A 14,214-nucleotide genomic window follows, 5' to 3' on the forward strand; every position below is an offset into this window, starting at 1 on the left:
TGGCGGTGGGACGGTCCGGTGTCGGTGTTGCGGCTGCCGTTGGATGTGCATGATCCGGGGTGCGGCGGCATGTGGAGCGGGTGTTCGCGGCGGTGTTCGCGGTGCGGCGGGCGGTGCAGCGTGACGCCCGCGCACGGGTGGACGCGTACTGGGCGGCGCACCGCATGCGAGCCGCCGTAGGTCCGGCTGTGGTCCGTGACCGGCTGGGGTTGACCCGGGCCGGGTTGGAGCATGCCGCGTACCGGCACCTGGACCGTGCCCCGCATCTGCGCCGCTCCTGTACGAAGGCGGTGGCGATGCACGTCGCCGACAGCGTGTGGCAGGCTGCCGATCGGCACCTGTTCCCCGACGCGACCGGACGCCGCCACGGCGGGCCGAAGGTCGGCGGCTGGTGGACGTTCAGCCGTATTCCGGGGCGGGCGCGGTCGCATACCAGGGTGCGGAAGTGGGAGACGTTCCGCCTGGCCGGGACCCTGGCGGGGCATCAGGCGGTGTTCGACCGGGCCGGGCGGTTGTGGCAGCCGCGGCGGATGCCCGCCGTCACCCCCACCGCGGGTGGTCGGCCGGTGCGGTCGTGGTGGGACCACGACGGCCCCCTCGCCGTCGTGCTGACCGGCACCGGCGCCCGGGACCTGGCGCTGCCGGTCCGCCTGCCCCAGGGTCCGGGCCGCCGGCCGGTGCTGGAGCACTACCTCGCCGACCCGCAGCGTTGGCACAAGATCGACCTGGTCCGGTACCGCGACCCAGGGACGCTGGGTGGGTGGCGCTACGAGGCGCACCTGATGATCCTCGGCCCCGGCCATACCTCCCCGACGGTCGTGGCCCGCCGCCGGACGGCCGCGGCCCTGCACCGGCGCGGCGGCGTGGACGTCAACGTGTCCAACCTGGCCGTCGTCTCCGTCCCGATCGACACCGACCGCGGTGGCGGCGGGGTGCGCGCCACCCAGATCGCGAAGACCGGCGCCGACGCCGACCGGCTCGCGGCGGAACGGTTGCGGCAGCGGCGGCGTGACCGCGCCCTGCAACGCTCCCGCCGCGCCACCAACCCAAGCCAGTACCGGCTCTCCGCCCGGCAGCAGCGGCGAGCCGACCGTCGCCGAACCGCTGGCCTGCGCCCGGCACAGGTCGCGGTGCCGGGCGGCGCCCGCATGGCCAACGCGGCGGGTATTCCGGTGCAGGCCTACCGCCGCGACCAGCTTTCGGCCGGCTACCTGCGGCTGCGCGGGCAGGCGGCTGCTGACGGCGCGGCCCGTACCCAGGCCGGGCGTACCCGCGCCCGGATCGTCGCCGCCGGTATTGTGGCCGCCCATGGCCCGAACCTGGTTGTCGAGGCCGGTGACCTGCGGGCGTGGGCGCGGCGGTGGGGTCGCGGCATCCACGCCTTCACCCCCGGCATGCTCCTGGCCGCCGTCGATCGGGAAGCCGCCAAGGTTGCCGCGTTGGCTGGTGGTGGTGGGTTGGTCCGGGCCGGGACTCGGCACACCGCCTGGACCCAGCACTGCCTCTGCACCGCCCGCGTCCCCAAACAGCTGCATCACCGCCGTCACACCTGCCCGCAGTGCGGTCTGACCGGCGACCGGGACCTTGTCGCGGCTCTCGTCGGGGCGCACACGGTGCTGAGCGACCCGGCCGTGCCCGGCACGGCCCGGGTGGATTGGGTCGCCGCGCAGACCACTCTCGCTACCCACGGCGTGGATGCCATTAATGAGGGGCTGCAAGGAGCCCTGCTCGAGTCAAGCGGACACCACCGCCCCGGCCGGCACTCAACCGGTGCCCGGCCGCGGCGGCCGCAGCGCAGCACCAGCCATCCTGGATGGCTGGTGCCGGCGTGCTCGGCGAACTGCCGGAACGACGCCCTCGACAACCCCGGACCAGCCCCGCACCCCAACATGCGGGACCACACCGGAACGACGAGACGCACAACCCGGACTGTTCACAACCCGGACATCAAACCCGAGTTTGCAACAGGCCTTAGGAGTTTCGGGTGATGTCGGAGACCTCCTGCGGCGTGAGCTGGATGCCGGCCGCGGCGATGTTGTCCTCCAGGTGCCCGACCGACCCGGTGCCGGGGATCGGCAGTATCGACGACGAGCGCGCCAGCAGCCACGCGAGCACGATCTGACGGCTGGTGGCCTCGTACTTCTTGGCGACCGCCTCGATCGCGGCGTTGCCCTCCAGGTTCTGGATCGGCGCCCACGGCAGGAAGACGATCGACTCCTGCTCGCACAGGTCGACCAGGGACTCGGAGCCGCGGTCGTCGACGTTGTACCGGTTCTGGATGGACACGACCGGGGTGATGCGCTGCGCGACCCGCAGTTGCTCCTCGGTGAAGTTCGAAACGCCGATGTGCCGGATCTTGCCCTCGGCCTTGAGCTCGGCGATCGTGCCGATCGAGTCCTCCAGCGGCACCTTCGGGTCGGGGCGGTGGAACTGGTACAGCGGGATCGCGTCCAGCCGCAGCTTGCGCAGGCTGCCGTCGAGGGCCTCGCGCAGGTGCTCGGGGCGGCCGTCGGCCTCCCACCGGTTCGGGCCGGGCCGCACCAGGCCGCCCTTCGTGGCGATGACGAGATCGTCGGAGTACGGGTGCAGCGCCTCGGCGATCAGCTCCTCGCTGATGTCGGGGCCGTAGGAGTTCGCGGTGTCGATGAAGTTCACGCCCAGCTCGACGGCGCGGCGCAGGACCCGCTTGGCCTCGTCGGGGTCGCGCGGCGGCCCCCAGATCCCGTCGCCGGTGATGCGCATCGCGCCGAAGCCGAGCCGGTTGACGGTCATGTCGCCGCCGACGTCGATGGTGCCCGCATTCGCCGCGCTGCTCTGTGCTGACATGCGTCAGGTCTCCTTCGGGAGTCGAGAATCCTCGCTGCCGAATCTATCCACGCGCTGTGAAAATCTGCCGCCTTCCGGATCTGGATTAGCCCAGATAGAGCTGGGTAAGGTGACCCGACCGCCGTCCCCGTACCGCCGAGCAGTGGGAGTGAGCAGCATGAACGCGCCTGATCCGACCGGAATCGACCCGAACAGCCCCGAGGCGCAGGCCCGCGAGGCGGCGCGCCGGGAGGCCGAGCGGCAGCAGAGCCTGCAGCACCAGCTGGCCCGTGGCGGCCTGGTGGACTCCGGGGCGGTCGACTCGACGGGCCGCAGCATCCGCGACCCGCGCCGCGGCACCCAGCTGGACGAGGACATCTGACATTTCCTCGGTGAGGCGACCGGAAGTTTCACGCTCGACGTGGGCGTTTGCGGGGCCTGGCGGCCGATTCGGGGCCGGGCCCGCCGCCGCTGTCTACTCTCACGCGCATGAGACTCGCCGCTGTCGCGATGATCGTCGTGGCCGGGATCGGATTGGCGCAGCCCGCGGCTGCGGCACCGGACCGGCATGACCGGCCGAAGCCCGCCAACGGGTTCTCCGCCCGGGGGCCGTGGAACACGAAGCTGCCCAGGAACGTGCCGCTCGCGGCCAACTCCGCGGCCGTCGTGGAGAACATCCGCCTTGACAAGGTGAACAACTACGGGTCGTGGGCGGTCAACACCGACGAGTACTCGACCCCGATCTACACGGTCGGGCGCAGCACCCCGAGGCAGCGCTGGACCTTCTCCGACTGCCTGAACAAGCCCGAGCTCGCCCCGGTCATCGCCGACAGCCTGGCCGCGGTGCCGACCCCGGCGAACCTGACGCCGTCCAAGGGCACGGACGCGGCGGTCACGATCTACCAGCCGTCCACGGACACGTACTGGGACTTCTGGCGCGCCGAGCAGGCCCCGGACGGGCACTGGTCGGCCTGCTGGGGCGGCCGGATCGAGCACTACTCGAAGAACCCGGGCATCTTCGCCAACCCGCTCGGCGCGACCGCGACCGGCCTGCCCATGGGCGCGTTCACGATCCGCATCGAGGAGCTCCGGCGCGGGTACATCGACCACGCCGTCAACATCGCCACCGTGCGCACCCGGGCCAACTGCCACTCCTGGCCGGCCACCCGCGACGACGGCAACACCGAGGGCGCCGACATCGCCTGCGAGGGGCAGCGGTTCCGGCTCGACCCGGCCTTCGACATCGGCACCGTGCGCAGCCCGGTCGCGCGGATGATCGCGCGGGCGATGCAGGAGTACGGCGCGATCCTCACCGACAAGGCCGGCGCGCTGGTCACGTACGCCGAGGACCCGCGCCCGTACATGCTGGCGACCGGGCAGCCGGACCCGTACCCGGCGCTGATGGACCCCGACGACATCGTGCCCGACGGTGCCGAGAAGTACCTCATCCTCGGTGACATCCCCGTCGAGCGGCTGCAGGCGCTGCCGTACGACTACGGCCGGCCCTGCGCCTGATGCATTGCAGCAATGCATCCTGCGAAGGTTCCGATATATCGCCGATAGGCTGTAGCGTCGCCGCCATGAAGCTGTGGGAGATGCTGTTCGTGCGGGCCACGGTCGACCGGGCCGAGAGCACCGGGCGGTTCCGTCACGTCCGCCTGCGGGCCGGCGCGCTGCGCGACGCCGAGTGGCGCCCCGGCCAGCAGGTCCGCCTCCACGTCGGGGCCGAGGGCGCGCTGGCGCCGGTGCTGCGCACGTACTCCGTCTGGGACCGGGCCGGCGACACGGTCGAGCTGCGAGTCCTGCTGCACGGCGACGGCCCCGGCGCGCGCTGGACGGCCGCCGTCCGGGCCGGCGACGAGGTGCTGCTGAGCAAGCCCAAGGGCGACTTCGTGACCCGCACCGCGCCGTATCACCTCTTCGTCGGCGAGGAGACCGCCTCGGTCGCGTTCGGCCCGATGCTGCGGGCGCTGCCGGAGCCCGAGCGCGCCGCCAGCCGGGCCGTGGTCGAGGTCGCCGGCCCCGAGGACCGGCTCGACCTGGACGGGGACGTGACGTGGGTCCAGCGCGACGGCGAGAGCGCGGCCGACTCGAAGGGCCTCGTCCGCGCGGTACAACTGCTGGATCTTCCCGGGGAGCCCGGGCGGGCGTATGTGGCGGGGGAGGCGCGCACCGTGCAGGCCGTGCGGCAGCACCTCGTGCGCGACCGGGGCTGGCCGCGCCGCTCGGTGCTGACGAAACCCTTCTGGACGCCGGGCAAGCGCGGTATGGAGTAACGTCGCTGCCACGGACGTCGAGGTTGCGGCCCCCGCGCGGGCCTGGGTGGGCCTGGCGGCGCTCGCGATGGCCGCCGCCGCCTTCGTCGTGGTCTCCGCGCGCTGGCACGACTGGTTCGACCTGCGCATCTACCAGGGTGCGATCCGGCTGTGGCTGGCCGGCGGCGACCTCTACGGCTACCGCCAGCCCGGCCCGCACCGCGACTACGGCTTCACCTACCCGCCGTTCGCCGCGCTGGTCCTGACCCCGCTCGCCCTGCTGCCACTGCCGGGCGCCGCGGGCGTGCTCACCGCCGCCTCGCTCGCCGGCACCGTCGCGGTGCTGCGGCTGCGGTTGCGCCGCGCGCTGCCGGTGCTGACCGCCCTGGTGCTGCTCACCACGCTGGAGCCCTGGCGCGACACGCTGGGCTTCGGCCAGGTCAACCTGGTGCTGCTCGCCCTCGTCGCGCTCGATCTGCTGCGGCTGCGCAGCGGGGCCCTGATCGGGATCGCCACGGCGGTGAAGCTGACGCCGGCGCTGTTCATCGTGTACCTGCTGATCGCCCGCCGCTACCGCGAGGCGCTCGTCGCCGCCGGGACCGCCGCGGCCACCACCGCCGCCACCTGGCTCGCCGAGCCCGCGGCGTCGGCGCGCTACTGGGGCGGCCTGGCCTGGCAGGTCTCGCGCATCGGCGAGGCGGGCGAGCCGGCCGACCAGTCCCTCGCCGGCGCCCTGCACCGCCTCGGCGCCCCGGACCTGCTCTGGCCGCCGCTGGCCGTCGCGGTCCTGCTGGTCTGGGCGGCCCGCGTCCGCCACGCCGGCGACTGGGCCGGCCTGGCGCTGACCGGGGTCACGATGTGCCTGGTCAGCCCCTTCACCTGGGTCCACCACCTGGTCTGGGCGCTGCCGGCGCTGCTCGTGGTCCGCCGCCCGCTGGCCGTGGCGGCCGGTGTCGTGCTCGCGCTGCGCCTGGTGTGGCTCGCCCCGCCCCTGAGCCTGCTGACGCTGCTCTGCCTGGTCCTGCTCGTCGCGATCAGAACGTCCGATGTATCCACGCGAGGCGATCCCTTGCGGCCCGTGATGTCCGGCTGGTAGACAGCAACCCTCCGATGTATGGGAGAGCTTCGTGAACACTGAGTTCGACGGTCTCGCGGCCGTCGTGACCGGAGCCGCCTCCGGGATCGGCCTGGCCACCGCCCGCCACCTGGCCGCCCGCGGCGCCCGCGTGGCCGGCCTCGACCTGCACACCGACGGCCTGCCCGAGCCGATCGTCGGGTTCGCCGCCGACGTCACCGACGACGCCGCCGTCCGCGCGGGCGTCACCGCCGCCGCCGAGCGCCTCGGCGGCATCGACATCCTGGTCAACAACGCCGGCATCGGCGCCGTCGGCACCGTGGAGGCCAACTCCGACGAGGAGTGGCACCGCGTGTACGACGTCAACGTCGTCGGCCTGGTCCGGGTGACCCGGGCCGCGCTGCCGTACCTGCGCCGCTCCGCCCACCCCGCGATCGTCAACACCTGCTCGATCGCCGCCCACGCGGGCCTGCCCGACCGGGCCCTCTACAGCGCGACCAAGGGCGCGGTGCAGGCGCTGACCGCCGCGATGGCCGCCGACCACGTCCGCGAGGGCATCCGGGTCTGCTGCGTCAACCCCGGCACCGCCGACACCCCGTGGGTGCGCCGCCTGCTCGACCAGGCCGCCGACCCCGACGCCGAGCTCGCCGCGCTGCGGGCCCGCCAGCCCACCGGCCGGCTCGTGTCGGCCGAGGAGGTCGCGCACGCCATCGCGTATCTCGCCAGCCCGCTGGCCGGCGCCACCACCGGCACCGTGCTCGCCGTCGACGGCGGCATGCACGGCCTGCGCGTGAGGCCGAAGACGTGAACCTCGGCCTCGGCTGCGCGCAACTGGGCAACCTGTATCACGAGCGCTCCGACGAGGCCGCCCGCGCCATCGTCGACGCCGCCTGGGAGTGTGGCATCCGCTACTTCGACACCGCACCCCACTACGGCCTCGGCCTCTCGGAGCGCCGCCTCGGCGCGGCCCTGCGCGACCGCCCGCGCGCCGGATACACGCTGAGCACCAAGGTCGGCCGCCGGCTGGAGCCGGTCGGCGAGGACGGCGACGACCTCGCCGACGGCTTCGCGGTGCCCAGGACCCACCGCCGGGTCTGGGACTTCAGCCGCGACGGGGTCCGCCGGTCGCTGGAGGAGAGCCTGCGCCGTCTCGGCCTCGACCGGGTCGACGTCGCGCTGCTGCACGACCCCGAGCACCACCCGGAGGAGGCGCTGCGGCAGGGCTTCCCGGCCCTGGCCGAGCTGCGCGCCGAGGGGGTCGTCGGGGCGATCGGCGCCGGCTCGAAGGACGCCGCGGTGCTGACCCGGGTCGTCGCCGAGTGCACCCCCGACGTGGTGCTGGTCGCCGGGCGCTACACGCTGCTCGAACAGCCCGCCGCCGAGGACCTGCTGCCCGCCTGCGCCGCGTCCGGCGTCGCCGTGCTGGCCGCCGGCGTCTTCAACAGCGGCCTGCTCGCGCGGGAGGAGCCGCGCGCGGGGCTGCCGTACGAGTACGCACCCGCGCCGGCGGACCTCGTCGCCCGCGCCGCCGCCGTCGCCGAGGTCTGCGCCGCCCACGGCACCACCCTTCCCGCCGCCGCGATCGCCTTCCCGTCCCGCGCCCCGGCCGTGACCACGGTCGTGCTCGGCGCCGACGACGCCGGCCAGGTGCGGCGCAACGCGGCCCTCTTCGCGACTCCGCCGCCGGCGTCGCTGTGGCCGGCCCTGCGCGAGCGGGGCCTGCTGTGATCGTCGACGCGCACCACCACCTGTGGCACCTCGGCGGCGGCTACGCCTGGCTCGACGCCCCCGGGCTGGCCCCGATCCGCCGCACCTTCACCCCGGCCGACCTGCGCGCGGAGCTGCACCCGGCGGCCGTCACCCACACGATCCTGGTCGAGGGCGGCCGCGGCGACGCCGCCGAGGCCGGGCTGCTGTTCGCCCACGCGATGACCACCCCGGAGATCGCCGGCGTGGTGGCCTGGGACGATCCCGCCGCTCCCGGCTTCTCCGCGTATCGCGACCTGCCCGGCGCCGAATACCTGGTCGGCCTGCGCGCGCAGGTCCAGGCCGAGGACGCCGGCTACCTGGACCGCCCCGACGTGCGCGCCGGCCTGGCCGCCTACGGCCGCGCGGGCCTGGTGTTCGACCTGGTCATCCGGGCCGACCAGCTCCCGTCCGCCGCCCGCTGCGCCGCCGCCCTGCCCGGCGTCCGGTTCGTCCTTAACCACCTGGGCAAGCCCGGCATAGCCGCCGGAGCATTCGTGACCTGGTACACCGCCCTGGCCGTGCTGGCCCGGTGCGACAACGTGACCGCCAAGCTCTCGGGCCTGGTGACGGAGGCGGACTGGCAGCGCTGGACGGTGGATGACCTGCGCCCGTACGCGGAGTCCGCACTGGAGCTCTTCGGCCCCGACCGCCTGATGTGGGGCTCGGACTGGCCGGTCTGCACCCTGGCCGCCCCGTATGCCCGGGTCCTGGCGGCCGCCGAGGAGCTGGTCCCCGCGGCCGAGCACGAACGGGTCTTCGCCGCCACGGCGGCCGAGGTCTACGGCGTACAGTCGCCGCGGAGGGTCGTATGGCACTGACCGACGAGGCAATCGACAAGATCAAGGGCATGATCACCTCGGGTGAGCTGGGCCCGGGCGACCGCCTGCCCAAGGAGGCCGACCTGGCCGAGCGCCTGGGCCTGTCACGCAACTCCCTGCGCGAGGCCGTCAAGGCCCTGTCGATGATCCGGGTCCTGGACGTCCGCCAGGGCGACGGCACATACGTGACGAGCCTGGAGCCCGACCTCCTGCTCGACGCCCTGAGCTTCGTCGTCGACTTCCACCGCGACGACACCGTCCTGCAGTTCCTGGAGGTCCGCCGCATCCTGGAACCGGCCGCCACCGCCCTGGCCACCGGGCGGATGAGCGACGAGGAGGTCGCGAAGCTTCAGGCGGTCCTCGACGCGCTGGGCGAGGACCCGCCGATCGAGGCCCTGGTCGCCAACGACCTGGAGTTTCATCGCCTGATCGCGGCCGGCTCGGGCAACGCGGTCCTGTGCTCCCTGATCGACGGCCTGTCCGGCCCGACGACCCGGGCCCGCATCTGGCGCGGCCTGACCCAGGAGGGCGCCGCGGCCCGCACGCGGGAGCAGCACCAGGCCATCGTCGACGCGATCGCCGCCCGCGAGCCCGACCTGGCCCGCTCCTGGGCGGCCATCCACGTGGCCGGCGTCGAACAGTGGCTGCGCCGTGCCCTCTAGGTTCTGGCGCGGGTCCGTCGTCCCGTCACAAGGCGTCGCGCGCCGCCTTGTTCGTCGTCCGGATCGTCAGCCTCGAACGGATGCGGACCGCTTCGCCGGGATCACCACGGTGGGCAGAGCGGCGATGATGTCCACTGGTTGCTGACCCGCGGGGCTGGAACGTATCCGACCATGCCGTAGCCCGTGCCGTCGCGGACCGTCACCTTGAACCACTTGTACTGACCGTCCGCCAGCGGTCCCTGGGTCCAGCAGTCCATCCACACCCCGACGCCGGAGTTGGCCCAGTAATACCAGGCTGCGCCCGGCACCGAGTTGAGGTTCGTCCTCGTGTTGATGTACGAGCCCGCGTTGTCCCGAGTGTTCGCCACGGCCGGCGTCGCCACCGCGACCGCTCCCGCGGTGGCCAGCACCGACAGAGCCGCGACCAGGCCGGTTCGCGTCTTTCCTCGCATCACTTCTCCCTCCATCAACCGAAGTTGCGTTACGTGTTCGTCACGGTACGGATGGTGTATGCGGAAAGCAGTGCCTGAACCGTCAAGAAGGCGGTCTGTCCGGGTGACCCCGACCGGCGGGCGGAGCCTCCCGCCAGGCGGCCGCTCAGCTTCCGTCCCATGGGCCGGGAACCCGCGCGTCGGGTCGCTACTCTCGATCACATGGGCAGTGAGCAGGGTGAGGGCTGGCAGCCGCGGTCCCGGGTCGGGGCCGTGGTCGTCGCGCTGCTGAACGGGGACGAGGACGCGGCCGGGCGCGCCGCCGAGATGCCGGCGCAGGAGCACGACGCGCCGGTGCTCGAGGCCGCGCTCGGGCTGGCCGTGCGCAGCCTCTTCGACGAGGACACGCCCGGCGACGACATCGCCGGGTTCGTCGAAGGCATGCGGCAGGACGTCGAGGTCGACCCAGCGGTCGCCGAGGCGCTGATCCGCAGCCAGCTCGGGGCCGAGGGCGTGCTGGAGGCGTTCCCGCCCCAGGCGGTCTACGACACCACCTGGTCGCTGCTGGGCTACCTCTGCGAGCGCCGTCTCGGAGCCGAGGACTCGCTGCAGCTCATCGAGTCCGCCGAGGAGCTGGTGCTGCCGCCGGCCTGACCCCGGGCCGCGACTTCCTCTGATCAGACCCGCGTCAGGGATCCGAGCAGGGCGGCGATCTCGTCCTCGAGGCCGGGGTCGTCGGTCTCGGCGAGGGCGTGCACGAACTGCCCCTGGCCGTCCTCGACGAGGGCCTCCTGCATGTGTACGGCGGAACTGCCCCCGATGCCCGTGTGCACGTGCACCCAGTCGGTCGGCAGCCCGAGCAGCCGCCCGCCGGCCCGCGTGACCGCGTCGGCGGGGAATCGCTGGTGCACCAGCGAGGGTGCGCTGCCCCGGTAGACGGTGACGGTGGCGAACGGCCCGCCGAGCGGGGTGAGGCGCAGCAGCCGCAGCACGACGAACGAGAGCCCGGGCTCCTGATAGGCCACCCAGCCCTTCGGTACGTCGACGGACAGGATGGCCTCCCCGTCGAGCCCGGACAGGCGCCGGCTCCCACCGCCGGCGTCGACGCCACGCTGTCCGGCGGACAGGGTGCGCAGGACCGCCCCGGCCAGCTCGGTTAGCCCCTCCCGGTCGTCGGCCGCGTTGGGCGACACGAACATCTGCACCCGGATGACGGTCGTGTCCGGGGCCCGCACGAACGCGTCCGCGATCGGCACCGCCTGGCGGCTCGAGTCCAGCGGCCAGAACCCGTAGGCCGCGACCTGAACCCCGTCGGCCTCGGCCGGGACGGGGACGAGTCGCTGCCCGGCGGGCAGCTCCCAGGCCTCGACGATCCGGCCGACGCTCTGGTGCAGGTCCCCGGGCGCGGTGCGGAACAGTTCGGTCGCGAGCAGCACCAGCCGCTCCCCGTCAAGGTCGTACACCACACGGGTCTCGGTGACCCCGGCGGTGGCGACCCCCATCAGCGACTGCGGCCGGGCCTCGACGCGGGCCCCTTCGGGCAGGCCGAGGTCCAGCCGTCCTTCGAGCAGCGAAACCCGCTGCTGCGCCCGGTATTCCCGTCCGGCCCGCCCAAGCGCTCCCACGGCCCGAACCCTACCGACTCCGGCCCGCCCGCGCAGTCCGGCCGGCGGCGTACGACGATGCCCCCATGGAACCGGATCTCACCATCGCGAAGGCGGTCATCGCGGACCTGGCGGCCGTCGAGCGGATCTACACGCCGTACGTCACCGACACCGTCATCACGTTCGAGGAGAACCCGCCGACGGTGGACGACTGGCGCGCCAAGCTCGACGACCTGACCGCGCGCGGGCTTCCGTTCCTCGTGGCCCGGGTCGGGGGCCGGGTCGCCGGCTACGCCTACGCCGGGCCGTGGCGGCCCAAGCCGGCCTATCGGCACACCGTCGAGGACTCGATCTACCTCGCGCCCGGGTACGGCGGGCGGGGGATCGGCTCGGCGCTGCTGCGGGCGCTGCTGGACCAGTGTGCCCGCGCCGGGGCCCGGCAGGTCATCGCCGTCATCACCGACGCCGGCGGCGACGCCTCCCACGCGCTGCACCGGCGGCTCGGGTTCCGCGAGGCCGGGCGGCTGGGCGGGGTCGGGTTCAAGCACGGGCGATGGGTCGGCACCGTGCTGATGCAGCGCGGGCTTGACGAGGAAAGCTAACGGCATTAGCTTTAAAGCTATGACAATGAGCTTTGCGCACGAGGGCGGGACCATTGCCTACGACGACACGCTCGGCGACGGGCCGCTGGTGCTGTGCCTGCCCGGCCTGGGGGTCACGCGGCGGACCTACGCGCCGTTCGTGCCCGAGCTGACCGCGGCCGGCCATCGGGTCGTCACCATGGACCTGCGCGGTGAGGGCGAGACCGACGCCGTCTGGAGCGACTACTCGCCGGAGGCCGTCGCCCGGGACGCGATCGCGCTGCTGCGCCACCTCGACGCCGGGCCGGCCGTGCTGTTCACGAACTCCTACACGGGCGCGAGCGCGATCTGGGCGGCCGCCGAGGCCCCCGAGCTCTTCTCGGCCCTGGTCCTCTCCGACCCGTTCGCCCGGGTCCTGCCCGCGCCGAACCTGCTGATGCGGACCGCGATCAAGGCGGTGTCGGCGTCGCGCCGGCTCTGGGTGACGTACTGGGCGTCGCTGTACAAGACGGGCAGGCCGGACCCGGGGGAGAAGGCGGCGCTGTCCGCGAACCTGGCCGAGCCGGGCCGGATGGCGGCGCTACGGGCCATGATGGCCGCCGACGTGTCCGGGTGCGAGGCGCGCTTCGCCGAGGTGCGCACGCCGACGCTGGTCGTCATGGGCGGCAAGGACCCCGACTTCCCGGACCCGGCGGCCGAGGCCCGGCTGGTGGCCGGGCGGGTCGGCGGCGCGGTGGCGATGATCGACCGGGCGGGGCACTACCCGCACTCGGAGATGCCGAAGGAGACCGCCGCGGCGGTGCTGGCGTTCCTCGCGGCGCGCGCGGATGCCTAGGGCGGGGCTCAGCCCGGCCGCCGTGGTCGACGCGGCGCTGCGGGTGGTGGACGCGGGCGGGCCGGCGGCGCTGACCCTCGCGGCGGTGGCGGGGGAGTGCGGGGTGGCGACGCCGTCGCTCTACAAGCACGTCGCCTCGCTCGCCGAGCTGCGCGGACGGCTCGCGGCGCGGATCGTCGACGAGCTCACCGCGGAGGTGACCGCCGCGATGCTCGGGCGCAGCGGGGACGGCGCGCTGGAGGCGCTCATGGTGGCGTATCACGCCTATGCCACGCGCCACCCCCACCGCTACGCGCTCGTCCCGCAGCGGCCCGACCCGGGCGACGCGGCGGTCACCGCGGCCGGGGAGCGGTTCCTCGCGGTCGTGTTCGCCGTGTTCAAGGGCTACGACCTCGACGGCGACCGGCTCGTGCACGCGACCCGCGTCCTGCGGGCCGCGATGCACGGCTTCGCGGTGCTGCACACCGAGGGGGCCTTCCAGCTGGGGCAGGACCTCGCCGAGAGCCACCGCGTGCTCATCGAGACGATGAAGCTCATTCGTGCGGCAGCAGGAAACGCCAGCTGACCTGGGCGCGGCGGCCGTCGGGCAGCCGGTGGACCGGCCACTGGGCCTGGTCCGGGTGCGGCAGCGCGCGCATGAGCGCGCGGGCCTGCCGGTCGCGCAGGTCCAGCTGGGCCAGGAACTCGTCCTTGCGGAACTGCGGGACGGGGACGCCGGCCGGCCACGGCGGGACGGCGCCGGTGCTGGGCTGGGCGGCCTGCATGAGGTTGGCGACGAGCCGGACCGCGTCCGGGTGCCACTGGGCGCCGGAGCGGTTCACCCGGTCACGCAGCTGCGTGAGGTGCTCCAGCAGGGAGTACGCCGGCGGCGGGTAGGCCTTGTCGCGCCGCGTCTCCTCCAGCCCCTCGAACCGCAGGCTGAACTTCCGCCCGTTCGTGCGGGCGGTGAAGACCGTCGACGGGACGTCGGCGATGATCGGCGCGCCCGGGCGGCGGCGGGCGTTGGCCGGGTCGCGCAGCACCGTGGTGGCGTGGTTGCGCAGGGAGCGCAGCTCGCCCTGGCCGAGGCGCAGGCGCCGGGCGGCGTCGGCGATGAGCACCCCGTCGTCGTAGGCGACCAGCCGCGGCGCCCGCAGCGCGTTCCAGCCCGCCGGCACGAAGCCGCCGACCAGCTCCCAGGTCAGCATCGGCCGCGGCTTGCGGCCCGCCTCCGGGTCGTCCGCGGCGATCGCGGCCGCCGCACCCCCGACCGCGGTCGTGACGCCGACGGCGCCGGCTGCCAGCAGCAGGCTCCTGCGGTTCATGTCGAACTCCCGTCCGTCCGGGCCTCGTGCCCGGCCACCGAGGGGGTCAACGACAAATCGGGCAAAAAGTCTCAAACGCCGCGATTGTACTCGCA

The 14,214-nt window shown here is 73.8% G+C and carries 17 protein-coding genes; 13 read left to right on the forward strand and 4 right to left on the reverse strand.

Annotated elements, in window-relative coordinates; genetic code table 11:
• Positions 1-71 precede the first annotated feature (71 nt).
• Positions 72-1,988 carry a hypothetical protein gene (locus ACQPY0_RS12895; protein WP_432988273.1) on the forward strand — a complete coding sequence of 639 codons (1,917 nt, stop codon included), beginning with the start codon at positions 72-74 and terminating at the stop codon, positions 1,986-1,988.
• On the opposite strand, the gene ACQPY0_RS12900 is transcribed toward ACQPY0_RS12895, so the two are convergent.
• A complete protein-coding gene (locus ACQPY0_RS12900; RefSeq protein WP_432988275.1) occupies positions 1,972-2,826 on the reverse strand; it encodes an aldo/keto reductase in 855 nt (284 codons plus the stop codon). The genes ACQPY0_RS12895 and ACQPY0_RS12900 overlap by 17 nt on opposite strands.
• Positions 2,827-2,983: 157 nt before the next feature.
• Between ACQPY0_RS12900 and ACQPY0_RS12905 the strand changes: the two genes are divergently transcribed.
• From ACQPY0_RS12905 to ACQPY0_RS12940, 8 genes are all read left to right on the forward strand, one after another.
• A complete protein-coding gene (locus ACQPY0_RS12905; protein ID WP_432988277.1) occupies positions 2,984-3,187 on the forward strand; it encodes a hypothetical protein in 204 nt (67 codons plus the stop codon).
• Positions 3,188-3,294: 107 nt separating this feature from the next.
• Positions 3,295-4,320 (forward strand): hypothetical protein, encoded by a 1,026-nt coding sequence (locus tag ACQPY0_RS12910; protein WP_432988279.1) that lies wholly within the window; start codon positions 3,295-3,297, stop codon positions 4,318-4,320.
• Between the two features lie 65 nt (positions 4,321-4,385).
• Entirely contained in the window at positions 4,386-5,081 is a 696-nt protein-coding gene (locus ACQPY0_RS12915; RefSeq protein WP_432988281.1) for a siderophore-interacting protein, read from the forward strand.
• 67 nt (positions 5,082-5,148) lie between these two features.
• Positions 5,149-6,156: a glycosyltransferase 87 family protein gene (locus ACQPY0_RS12920; RefSeq protein ID WP_432988282.1), complete on the forward strand. Its 1,008-nt coding sequence runs from the start codon at positions 5,149-5,151 to the stop codon at positions 6,154-6,156.
• 31 nt (positions 6,157-6,187) lie between these two features.
• Complete coding sequence (locus ACQPY0_RS12925; protein WP_432988284.1) at positions 6,188-6,943, forward strand: SDR family NAD(P)-dependent oxidoreductase; 756 nt, start codon at positions 6,188-6,190, stop codon at positions 6,941-6,943.
• Entirely contained in the window at positions 6,940-7,863 is a 924-nt protein-coding gene (locus tag ACQPY0_RS12930; protein ID WP_432988286.1) for an aldo/keto reductase, read from the forward strand. Before ACQPY0_RS12925 ends, ACQPY0_RS12930 begins: the two co-directional genes overlap by 4 nt.
• Entirely contained in the window at positions 7,860-8,702 is an 843-nt protein-coding gene (locus ACQPY0_RS12935) for an amidohydrolase family protein (RefSeq protein WP_432988288.1), read from the forward strand. Before ACQPY0_RS12930 ends, ACQPY0_RS12935 begins: the two co-directional genes overlap by 4 nt.
• Entirely contained in the window at positions 8,693-9,364 is a 672-nt protein-coding gene (locus ACQPY0_RS12940; RefSeq protein WP_432988290.1) for a FadR/GntR family transcriptional regulator, read from the forward strand. The genes ACQPY0_RS12935 and ACQPY0_RS12940 overlap by 10 nt, the downstream gene beginning before the upstream one ends.
• 101 nt (positions 9,365-9,465) lie before the next feature.
• On the opposite strand, the gene ACQPY0_RS12945 is transcribed toward ACQPY0_RS12940, so the two are convergent.
• Positions 9,466-9,816, reverse strand: a complete 351-nt coding sequence (locus ACQPY0_RS12945; protein WP_432988291.1) for a hypothetical protein — start codon at positions 9,814-9,816, stop codon at positions 9,466-9,468.
• 201 nt (positions 9,817-10,017) lie between these two features.
• Here ACQPY0_RS12945 and ACQPY0_RS12950 point away from each other — a divergent pair, with 201 nt between their 5' ends.
• A complete protein-coding gene (locus ACQPY0_RS12950) occupies positions 10,018-10,449 on the forward strand; it encodes a hypothetical protein (RefSeq protein ID WP_432988293.1) in 432 nt (143 codons plus the stop codon).
• A 23-nt stretch (positions 10,450-10,472) separates the two neighbouring features.
• Here the strand turns inward: ACQPY0_RS12950 and ACQPY0_RS12955 are convergent, their stop codons facing one another.
• Positions 10,473-11,420: a hypothetical protein gene (locus tag ACQPY0_RS12955; RefSeq protein ID WP_432988295.1), complete on the reverse strand. Its 948-nt coding sequence runs from the start codon at positions 11,418-11,420 to the stop codon at positions 10,473-10,475.
• Positions 11,421-11,485: 65 nt separating this feature from the next.
• Here ACQPY0_RS12955 and ACQPY0_RS12960 point away from each other — a divergent pair, with 65 nt between their 5' ends.
• Genes ACQPY0_RS12960 through ACQPY0_RS12970 form a run of 3 tightly spaced genes read left to right on the forward strand, consistent with a single transcriptional unit; the run spans position 11,486 to position 13,380 of the window.
• The gene (locus tag ACQPY0_RS12960) at positions 11,486-12,001 is read left to right on the forward strand and encodes an N-acetyltransferase family protein (protein ID WP_432988297.1); all 516 of its coding nucleotides are present in this window, start codon (positions 11,486-11,488) and stop codon (positions 11,999-12,001) included.
• Between the two features lie 19 nt (positions 12,002-12,020).
• On the forward strand, positions 12,021-12,815 hold the full coding sequence (locus ACQPY0_RS12965; RefSeq protein WP_432988299.1) for an alpha/beta fold hydrolase: 795 nt from the start codon (positions 12,021-12,023) through the stop codon (positions 12,813-12,815).
• On the forward strand, positions 12,808-13,380 hold the full coding sequence (locus ACQPY0_RS12970) for a TetR/AcrR family transcriptional regulator (RefSeq protein ID WP_432988301.1): 573 nt from the start codon (positions 12,808-12,810) through the stop codon (positions 13,378-13,380). The genes ACQPY0_RS12965 and ACQPY0_RS12970 overlap by 8 nt, the downstream gene beginning before the upstream one ends.
• On the opposite strand, the gene ACQPY0_RS12975 is transcribed toward ACQPY0_RS12970, so the two are convergent.
• Complete coding sequence (locus ACQPY0_RS12975) at positions 13,349-14,119, reverse strand: hypothetical protein (RefSeq protein ID WP_432988303.1); 771 nt, start codon at positions 14,117-14,119, stop codon at positions 13,349-13,351. The genes ACQPY0_RS12970 and ACQPY0_RS12975 overlap by 32 nt on opposite strands.
• Positions 14,120-14,214 lie beyond the last annotated feature (95 nt).

The organism is Dactylosporangium sp. CA-233914 (genome assembly GCF_050942935.1).
In the GTDB taxonomy this organism is placed as follows: Bacteria; Actinomycetota; Actinomycetes; order Mycobacteriales; family Micromonosporaceae; genus Dactylosporangium.

Coding starts and splice junctions, on each gene's coding strand:
- ACQPY0_RS12970 (WP_432988301.1), top strand. CDS start 12,808: ATGCCTAGGGCGGGGCTCAGCCCGGCCGCCGTGGTCGACGCGGCGCTG.
- ACQPY0_RS12905 (WP_432988277.1), top strand. CDS start 2,984: ATGAACGCGCCTGATCCGACCGGAATCGACCCGAACAGCCCCGAGGCG.
- ACQPY0_RS12920 (WP_432988282.1), top strand. CDS start 5,149: ATGGCCGCCGCCGCCTTCGTCGTGGTCTCCGCGCGCTGGCACGACTGG.
- ACQPY0_RS12975 (WP_432988303.1), bottom strand. CDS start 14,119: ATGAACCGCAGGAGCCTGCTGCTGGCAGCCGGCGCCGTCGGCGTCACG.
- ACQPY0_RS12940 (WP_432988290.1), top strand. CDS start 8,693: ATGGCACTGACCGACGAGGCAATCGACAAGATCAAGGGCATGATCACC.
- ACQPY0_RS12965 (WP_432988299.1), top strand. CDS start 12,021: ATGACAATGAGCTTTGCGCACGAGGGCGGGACCATTGCCTACGACGAC.
- ACQPY0_RS12900 (WP_432988275.1), bottom strand. CDS start 2,826: ATGTCAGCACAGAGCAGCGCGGCGAATGCGGGCACCATCGACGTCGGC.
- ACQPY0_RS12910 (WP_432988279.1), top strand. CDS start 3,295: ATGAGACTCGCCGCTGTCGCGATGATCGTCGTGGCCGGGATCGGATTG.
- ACQPY0_RS12950 (WP_432988293.1), top strand. CDS start 10,018: ATGGGCAGTGAGCAGGGTGAGGGCTGGCAGCCGCGGTCCCGGGTCGGG.
- ACQPY0_RS12960 (WP_432988297.1), top strand. CDS start 11,486: ATGGAACCGGATCTCACCATCGCGAAGGCGGTCATCGCGGACCTGGCG.
- ACQPY0_RS12915 (WP_432988281.1), top strand. CDS start 4,386: ATGAAGCTGTGGGAGATGCTGTTCGTGCGGGCCACGGTCGACCGGGCC.
- ACQPY0_RS12945 (WP_432988291.1), bottom strand. CDS start 9,816: ATGCGAGGAAAGACGCGAACCGGCCTGGTCGCGGCTCTGTCGGTGCTG.